The 8187-nt window shown below is 42.5% G+C and carries 6 protein-coding genes; all 6 read left to right on the plus strand.

The window, feature by feature from the left end:
* The coding region (locus SD450_RS19360) for a heavy-metal-associated domain-containing protein (RefSeq protein ID WP_318345997.1) at positions 1-186 on the plus strand (186 nt) is incomplete at its 5' end.
* 906 nt (positions 187-1092) lie between these two features.
* Entirely contained in the window at positions 1093-1647 is a 555-nt protein-coding gene (locus SD450_RS19365) for an RNA polymerase sigma factor (protein WP_036383520.1), read from the plus strand.
* Between the two features lie 155 nt (positions 1648-1802).
* Positions 1803-2981: a FecR family protein gene (locus SD450_RS19370; RefSeq protein WP_051947309.1), complete on the plus strand. Its 1179-nt coding sequence runs from the start codon at positions 1803-1805 to the stop codon at positions 2979-2981.
* A gap of 233 nt (positions 2982-3214) precedes the next feature.
* Positions 3215-5182, plus strand: a complete 1968-nt coding sequence (locus SD450_RS19375; protein ID WP_318345998.1) for a SusC/RagA family TonB-linked outer membrane protein — start codon at positions 3215-3217, stop codon at positions 5180-5182.
* A complete protein-coding gene (locus SD450_RS19380; RefSeq protein ID WP_318345999.1) occupies positions 5134-6570 on the plus strand; it encodes a SusC/RagA family TonB-linked outer membrane protein in 1437 nt (478 codons plus the stop codon). Before SD450_RS19375 ends, SD450_RS19380 begins: the two co-directional genes overlap by 49 nt.
* 17 nt (positions 6571-6587) lie before the next feature.
* A complete protein-coding gene (locus SD450_RS19385) occupies positions 6588-7967 on the plus strand; it encodes a RagB/SusD family nutrient uptake outer membrane protein (protein WP_036386573.1) in 1380 nt (459 codons plus the stop codon).
* The last annotated feature ends 220 nt before the right edge of the window (positions 7968-8187 follow it).

An 8187-nucleotide genomic window follows, 5' to 3' on the forward strand; every position in this document is an offset into this window, starting at 1 on the left:
AATATTAAGTGCAGTGGGTGTGCCAATACCGTAAAACCATTTTTGGATAAGGTGGATGGCGTGACCGATTGGTCTGTAGACTTTGCTTCCCAAGACAAATTATTGACCGTTCAGACTACAAGTGCCACGGAAGAGGAAATTACCTCTGCCGTTGAATCGGCTGGATATCATTTGACCAAGAAATAAAGGAATGTCCAGAAGAATATATTAAATGGTTCGAATAGGATTGGGGGTTACCTTAATCCTATTCGGGTTGGATATGTTTTTTGAACTTCTTCCGCACAACCAAGTGATGATCAAAGAATTTGTGTTCGCTTGCCATGGGCTGCTGACCAATGAATTTATAATGTCCATGGTAGGTGTTGTCGAACTTATATCCGGAATATGCTCGATTATTGGAAGATGGATAATCGTTGCACTATCGGTCATGGTCTCCATTGCTTTTGGAATCCTTGGTTTTAACTTTAAGGTTGATATATAGCCTTTTTATTGATATTTTATAACCATTGGGGTTGCCATATCCCAAACCTCTTTAGAAGACACGGCCGTAATTGCTTCGTCCCTATCTCATAACTTGCACACATGACGATATAGGTCGTGTTAAAAATCAAGCTGAACTCCCTTTAGGAAACCGATGTGTGTAAGCCATGATCAATCTTATTCCGGAGTTGTACATCCAAACACAATAGTAGGATTTAGTTCATCTACAATTCCAATGCTTTCGGTATAGGGTTACAGTAAGCTAATTGGTGAAATGGGTAATAGGGGAATCAAAGCTCCTCTTCATATTTTTTTAAAAAAACAAATCATTTAAAGATTTTTTTATAATTTGTTAACGTTTTTTGGTATTTATTCTATTGGTCACTTCAGATCAAAGAATTGAAATAAGGAGCTTATACAGCTTCCCTTTATTAAAAATAGCCCAAGATTGTATTGGGGGATTTTTATGTAACGGCACTTTTTCGTTTGAGATAAAGGTAGTTCATGCCACTTTGCTTGAACTACCGCTACGTTAAGAGCGTGAGACAGGTATTGGTGATACAATGGAAGTATTCCCAATGGTCGCGCGCTGAATGACTAAGACGAAAATATATGGACCAAAAAAAATACAGTGATGAACATCTTCTTGTTGAGCAGCTGAAAGAAGGCTGCCAAGAAGCCTATGGATACCTTTTTGGGATATACCATAGAGAACTGTGCAATTACATGACGGTGGTCTCTGGCAGTACAAGGGTCGCCGAAGATATAGCCCAACAAACTTTTATTAGGTTATGGGACAACAGGGAACGGTTGGTTGTCCAAGAAAACAAACTAAAGCATTACATCTTCAAAATAGCCTACCACCTCTTTATAGACTCAAAACGGAAAAAGAAAAAGGAATTTGAGTTGTTGGAGAGTCTCAAACAAGAAGCGTATCTGGAAGTTGCAGATACCGATGCTTCACTTTTTGAGGAACGATTGAAAAGAGTGGAGACCGAAATAGAAAACCTCCCCGAACAGTGTAAGCGGGTCTTTATAATGAGTAAAAAGGAAGGCCTTAAATACCAAGAGATCTCCGAGAGACTTGATATATCCATCAAAACTGTTGAAGTGCATATGGGCAAAGCACTGAAAAGACTTAGGGCCCAACTGACCATTTTCTTCTAAAAACCTCTCTGTAGGTTCATTTTCCCTGAATTGTTCCTTCTAAAGTTTCAGGGCAAAAAAAGCATACTCCATAATTTTTGTGTTAAAAAAATAAATTCAGGTAAGGGTTTTTTGAAAAACTGCGTCTGTTTTATAAAAGAGATAAATTTTCACCGATGACCAAGTTCGATATAAGAAGAACTATTACAAGATACATCAACCAGGAAGCTACCCAAGAAGAATTGTCAATGTTGTATGAGTGGGTAAAAAAGGGGAACAACCAAGAAGTGTTCAAAAAGTATGTTCAGGCAGATTTCCTGATAAATTATCAGAACAGATCTTGGAAGTCTGAGGAAGCCTTCAAAAATTTCTTGGAAACCATAAAAGAGAATGACTCCAAAAAGGTAAGGTCATTGTTGGTACGCGGAGATATGTGGAAATATGCGGCTGCCATAGTGGTAATTGTATCCACATCCTTGTTTGCATTGCTATACAGTACTCCGCAAGAGGATATGACTCCTCGAGTGGACTTAAATATGATAACGTTGCAATTGGAGAATGGTGAAGTGTTGAATCTAGACCCAAGTGCCAATGGAACGATTAAAAGCAAAAAGGGAAATACTGTTTTTTCTTTGGTAGAAGGAGTACTCACCCAAAAGAATGGAACCAAAGGGAAGAAAGTGGAAAAAAACAATGTACTGAAGATCCCTTATGGGAAAAAGCTCTCGGTAACCCTACAAGATGGTACCGTGGTCATGTTGAATTCGGGATCTACATTGAGCTATCCGGCTAGTTTTTCCGGGAAGGACAAAAGAGAGGTGTATTTGCAGGGAGAAGCCTTTTTTGAAGTGGCCAAGAACCCGGAACAACCGTTTTTTGTCAAAACCAATACAATATATACCCAAGTGTATGGTACAGTGTTCAATGTATCCGCTTATACAGAGGATGGAGTGGCGGAAGTGGTTTTGGTAGAAGGCTCGGTAGGAGTTGGGGAAGTTGATGTAAATACCTCCAAAACCCCACAAATGCTAAAGCCCTCACAAAAAGCTTCAAAGCTACTTGATGTGGAGAGTGGTTTTGTTGTGGAAGATGTGGATGTTTCTTCATATGTGTCGTGGACCAAAGGCATATTGACCTTTGAAAACGAGGCGATGTCCAACATTATAAAAAAGCTGGAGCGTCAGTATAACATACGGATTATAAACCAATTTGAAGAATTGGGTGAGCGAAGATTCACGGGAATGTTCGATGTGGAGGACATAGACCGGGTTTTGAAAACAATTCAGACCCATACCCGCTTCAGCTATCAAAAAGAAGGAAAAACAATAACAATAAAAGAACCTAACAAACAATAGTGCTTATGATTTGAAGAACCAGTAGACCAAAAAACGAATACTTAACTAACTAGACTAAAAGAATTATGAAAAAAACCAAAACTATCCATGCTTTGTCGCCAAAGGTCGGTAGAAGAATATTATGCTGTTTTTTCTTACTGTTTATATTCGGCCATTTGAAAGCGGCATCATGTACGCAAGAGGATATTGTTGCCATAAGCTTTGAGAATACGAAGCTAGGGGATGTATTTGAAATGATTACAGAATCAACCGGATACAAGTTTTTCTATGAAGCTTCCGATGTTGACCTGAACCATAAGGTATCCATATCCCGCAAAGACCTTTGTGTTGAAGATTTCATGAAAGAACTTTTCAAGGATACGGACCTGTACTTTGAGGTGATCGCAAGGCAAATTGTGGTGAAGCACAAAGACAAGGGGCCACTGCCCAATTTAGTTCCCCAGAAAAGAATTGATGCACCAAAGCCGCAGTCCAACCTTTCGGGTACGGTTCTGGACGAAGCAGGTATGCCCTTGCCGGGGGCAAGTATTGTGGCCAAAGGGACCACAGTGGGTACAACTACCGATTTTGACGGGAAATTTACCATTACATTGCCAGCAGGTGTTACCGAAATCCAAGTAACCTATATTGGGTATAGACCCAAAGAAGTGAATGTGGCAGGACAGACCTCCATCACGGTTTCCATGGAACAGGATGCCGCTGCCCTTGAAGAAGTTGTGGTAGTGGGGTATGGAACATTGGCCAAAACCAAGGTGACAGGTTCTGTAGTCTCCATTACCCCAGAAACCATTGTTGAGGTTCCCGCACTGACCCCGGAAGGTGCCCTGATCGGCCAAGTTTCCGGTGTGCAGGTACAGGAAGTCTCCGGTGAACCAGGAGCGGCCCCTAACATTAGGGTGCGTGGTTCAGGTTCTATTTCTGCGGGAAACGACCCATTGTTTGTTGTGGACGGAATCCCTATTTCGCGTAACCTTACCTCATCAAGTCAGTTGGGAGGTGTTGCCAATAGAAGGGCTACGTTCCAACCCCCGACCATTAATCCATTGGCTACGCTAAATCCAAATGATATTGAATCCATTCAAGTACTCAAGGATGCAAGTGCCGCAGCTATTTATGGATCTAGGGGAGGTAATGGGGTTCTTTTGATCACCACCAAGAAAGGGTCCAACTCTGAAGAAGGAGTATTTTCTTTTGATTCTTATGTGAGCATACAGTCCGTTGCCAATAAGTTGGATTTGATGAATGCCCAAGAATTGATAGACTATACTACGGATGCCAGGAACAACAATTATCTGGCCTCTGTTGATGGAGCTTCCATCAATGATCCCATAGGACCCGGAGATAGAGGGAATGCCAACTACGAACTACCGGAATCCTTTGTTAACTGGGATGGTACGGATACTGATTGGCAAGACCTTATCTTTAAGACCGGGATAGTTCAGAGTTACAATTTTTCATACGCATCACCGGTAAGGAACAAGACAAGTTTTTATGTATCCACGGGCTATTTTTCCCAAACTGGGGTTATAGATAAGGCGAAGTTTGAGCGGTACTCCGTACTGCTGAACCTAAATTCCCAACTTGCCAAAAAGTTGAACTTGGATGTAAGATTGGCCCCGACCGTTACCGAAAACCAACGGGTACCGGCATCTTCACCTTATTTTGCCACGCCTCCAGGTATCGTCTATTCAGCCATAGTGCATTCTCCAACAGTGAGTCCATACAATCCTGACGGTACCATAAACCAACTGAACAACCAATCCTATTTGGGAGGTGGGACCACAACGGCAAGTAATCCTTTGGCAATCATCGAAGCCGTGGATGACCAAATATTCCAATTTCAGACAAGGGGAAGCCTTGCATTGACTTACGATATTTTACCGGAGTTGAGTTTTAAGACCTTCGGAGGGGCATACATTAATTTGTACAATCAGGATTTTTACCGTGCCAACACATTGTTGTACAGAAATTCGGCGGATGGTAACCCGTATGGACAGGCATCATCTTCCACAGAGACCAATTGGCTTTGGGAGAATACCCTCAATTGGAAAAAGGAATTTGGAGACCATTACTTGGATGCTGTTTTGGGATATACCGCCCAAAAGGACAATTTGACATTGAAACAGGTATTGCCAACAACTATCCGGATGATTTGGTTCCCACCATCAGTGGGGGACAGGTGTTTGGTGGCACCTCTGTAAAGGAACAGTGGTCGTTATTGTCCTCTCTATTCAGGGTCAACTACAGTTACAAGGACAAGTATTTGTTTACCGGTACGATTCGTTCCGATAAATCATCCAGATTCGGAAAGAATAACCAAACGGGATATTTTCCTTCTTTCTCGGTGGGGTGGAGATTGAACGAAGAATCGTTCTTGGTCGGGTCAGAAACCGTTTCCGAGCTAAAACTTAGATTGAGTTGGGGGCAGACGGGTAACTTTGAGATTCCCAATTATGGGGCCGTTGGCCTATTATCCCCCCAAAACTATAACTTGGGAGGAAATGAAATCAACGGTTTGGTCCAGAGTACCATTCCCAATCCCAATCTGACTTGGGAGAAATCGGAACAGATTGATGCAGGTATTGAACTGGGATTGTTCAACAATCGAGTTTTTCTTTTGGCCGATTACTACGATACAAAAACCAGAGATTTGTTGTTGAATGTTGCCATTTCCTCGGTATCTGGGTTTGAAACTACGTTGAGAAATCTTGGTGAAGTACAAAACAGGGGATTTGAGATTGCGTTGAGCACCAAGAATTTTGTAGGAGATTTTACGTGGAATACGGATATCAATTTTTCAACCAATAAGAATGAAGTGCTTTCGCTCAATGAAGGAAACGAACCCATTTATTCTTCAGGTAGTGCCGGTGTACGCCACGTAACAAGGGTAGGAGACCCGATAGGAAGCTATTACGGATATGTAGTGGACGGTATATACCAATCACAGGCAGAAATAGATAGTGCTCCCCTGGATACCCAGGCTCCTGATCCAGGTGTCGGTGATTTCAAGTTCAAGGACATTGATGGGGACGGAGAGATCACTCCAGATGATAGAACGGTTACCGGGAGTTATTTTCCGGATTTTACCTGGGGGGTAAACAATAGGTTCAAGTACAAGAACATAGATTTGAGCTTCTTGATCCAAGGAGTCGAAGGGAATGAGATCTTGAACCTTACCTCAAGACATATGAAGAACGGGGAGGCCAATTTTAATTCCTATGCCATTTTCAATGAACGATGGAGGTCGCCTTCCGACCCTGGGAACGGGTCGATTCCACGGGCGGACAGAGAATCTGGAAATCATGGAAATAACAACAGACCGTCTTCTTTCCAAGTAGAGGATGGGTCGTATATCCGATTGAGGAATGTGACCTTGGGTTATACATTGCCAACCAATAATCTTTTTGGAAGCAACATCCAGAAACTTAGGTTCTATGTTACGGGAACAAATCTTTTTACGATTACCGATTACCTTGGTTACAACCCAGAGGTGAGTAGTATTACCACGAACAGTTTAACCCCGGGCGAGGATTATGGAGCATTTCCATTGACCAAATCCTTTACCCTAGGAGTAAACTTAAAGTTCTAACCTAAAAAATGGAAAACATGAAACGAGTTCTATATATAATACTATGCACGGTTCTATTCGCCGGATGTAGTGAAGACTTTACCGACCTTGCACCAGTATCCAATAGGAATGAAGCCGATTTCTATAATTCTGCGGATGATTTTGAAGTGGCCATCAATGCAAGTTATTCAGGGCTTCAAAGCACAGGAATTTATGGAAGGGGGTATTGGACCATGTTCGAGATGCGAAGCGATAATACCGATCAAGGTCCGGATGCCACAGGGTTGGCACGTCAATACACCGAAATCAATTCCTTTACCGAAGATGCGTTGAACGAGCAGATTACTTCCGCATGGAGTGAATCGTACAAGGTGATTGCCAATTGCAACGTGATTTTGGAACGGATACCTAATGTGGAAATGGATGCCTCCCTAAAGAACAGGGTCACAGGAGAAGCACTGTTCATTAGATCATTGGTGTACTATCATATGGCCATCGGTTTTGGAAACATCCCTTTACAGCTTACACCATATATCTCTGGGGAAGAGCTGACACAGGTCGACCAAAACACGATTTTGGGACAATTGGTCACGGACCTGACCGCGGCCGAAGATGCCTTACCGGTTTCTTACTCGGGCAGTGAAGTGGGAAAAGCAACAAAGGGAGCGGCTGCTACTCTTTTGGCCAAGGTATTGCTGACCTTGGGTGAAGATTCTGCTGCTGAAACGGTACTTCGGAGAATCATAGCCAATTATGGATATGAACTGCTTCCAGACTATGCCGATTTATGGGGTGTGGCCAATGAGAACAATGCGGAATCCATTTTTGAGGTGCAATACATCAGTGGGGGGATTGGACAAGGAAGCCTTTTTACCAACGATTTTTCACCCAGTACCGATTTGCAAACAGGCTCAGGATTTGGGCGAAACCGACCTACGGTTTCCATGTTGGAGGCATATGAGGACGGTGACCTTCGGTATGATATATCGATGGGGGATTCTTATGTGGATTTGGAAGGAGAGACCATAGAAGCTAGGTACATCAAAAAGTACCGATCTGATTTGGCAATTGAAAACGATTCCGATACCAACTTTGTGGTTTTTAGATATGCAGATGTACTTCTTATGCTGGCCGAAGCATTGGGGGAAACACCCGAAAGCTATGATTTGATCAATGAGATTAGGAATAGGGTAAATCTTCCCGATATTGATGCCTCCACTCCAGGAACCTTCGAAGAAAAACTATTGCAGGAAAGAAGAGTGGAGCTTGCTTTTGAGAACCATAGATGGCCAGATTTAAAACGCTTTGGTATGGTGGATAAAATCCAGGATGCTGAACCCTTCATCACCGGGACAAGGGAGTTTTTCTATATCCCACAACGTGAGATGGACATTAACCCAAATTTTGTACAGAACTAAGCAATGACTTTGATTACGTTATAATGTGTTTTCATTATTTAAGTTAGTTTGATTGGTAGCGCCCCAAAAGACCATGAATCCCTACTTATGATGCTATGGGTGCCATTGTCAAAAAGGACAGGGGTCCGTTTCATAAAGTTGCTTTAATGGAAACGCCGGACATAGTATACCACCCTCGCCGGTTCAAAGTGACCATAGCTGGCCGGACGAAAGTGACCCA

The sequence above is a fragment of the Flagellimonas baculiformis genome (assembly GCF_033441575.1).
GTDB classification, from domain to species: domain Bacteria; phylum Bacteroidota; class Bacteroidia; order Flavobacteriales; family Flavobacteriaceae; genus Flagellimonas; species Flagellimonas baculiformis.

Coding starts and splice junctions, on each gene's coding strand:
- SD450_RS19385 (WP_036386573.1), top strand. CDS start 6,588: ATGAAACGAGTTCTATATATAATACTATGCACGGTTCTATTCGCCGGA.
- SD450_RS19375 (WP_318345998.1), top strand. CDS start 3,215: ATGATTACAGAATCAACCGGATACAAGTTTTTCTATGAAGCTTCCGAT.
- SD450_RS19370 (WP_051947309.1), top strand. CDS start 1,803: ATGACCAAGTTCGATATAAGAAGAACTATTACAAGATACATCAACCAG.
- SD450_RS19365 (WP_036383520.1), top strand. CDS start 1,093: ATGGACCAAAAAAAATACAGTGATGAACATCTTCTTGTTGAGCAGCTG.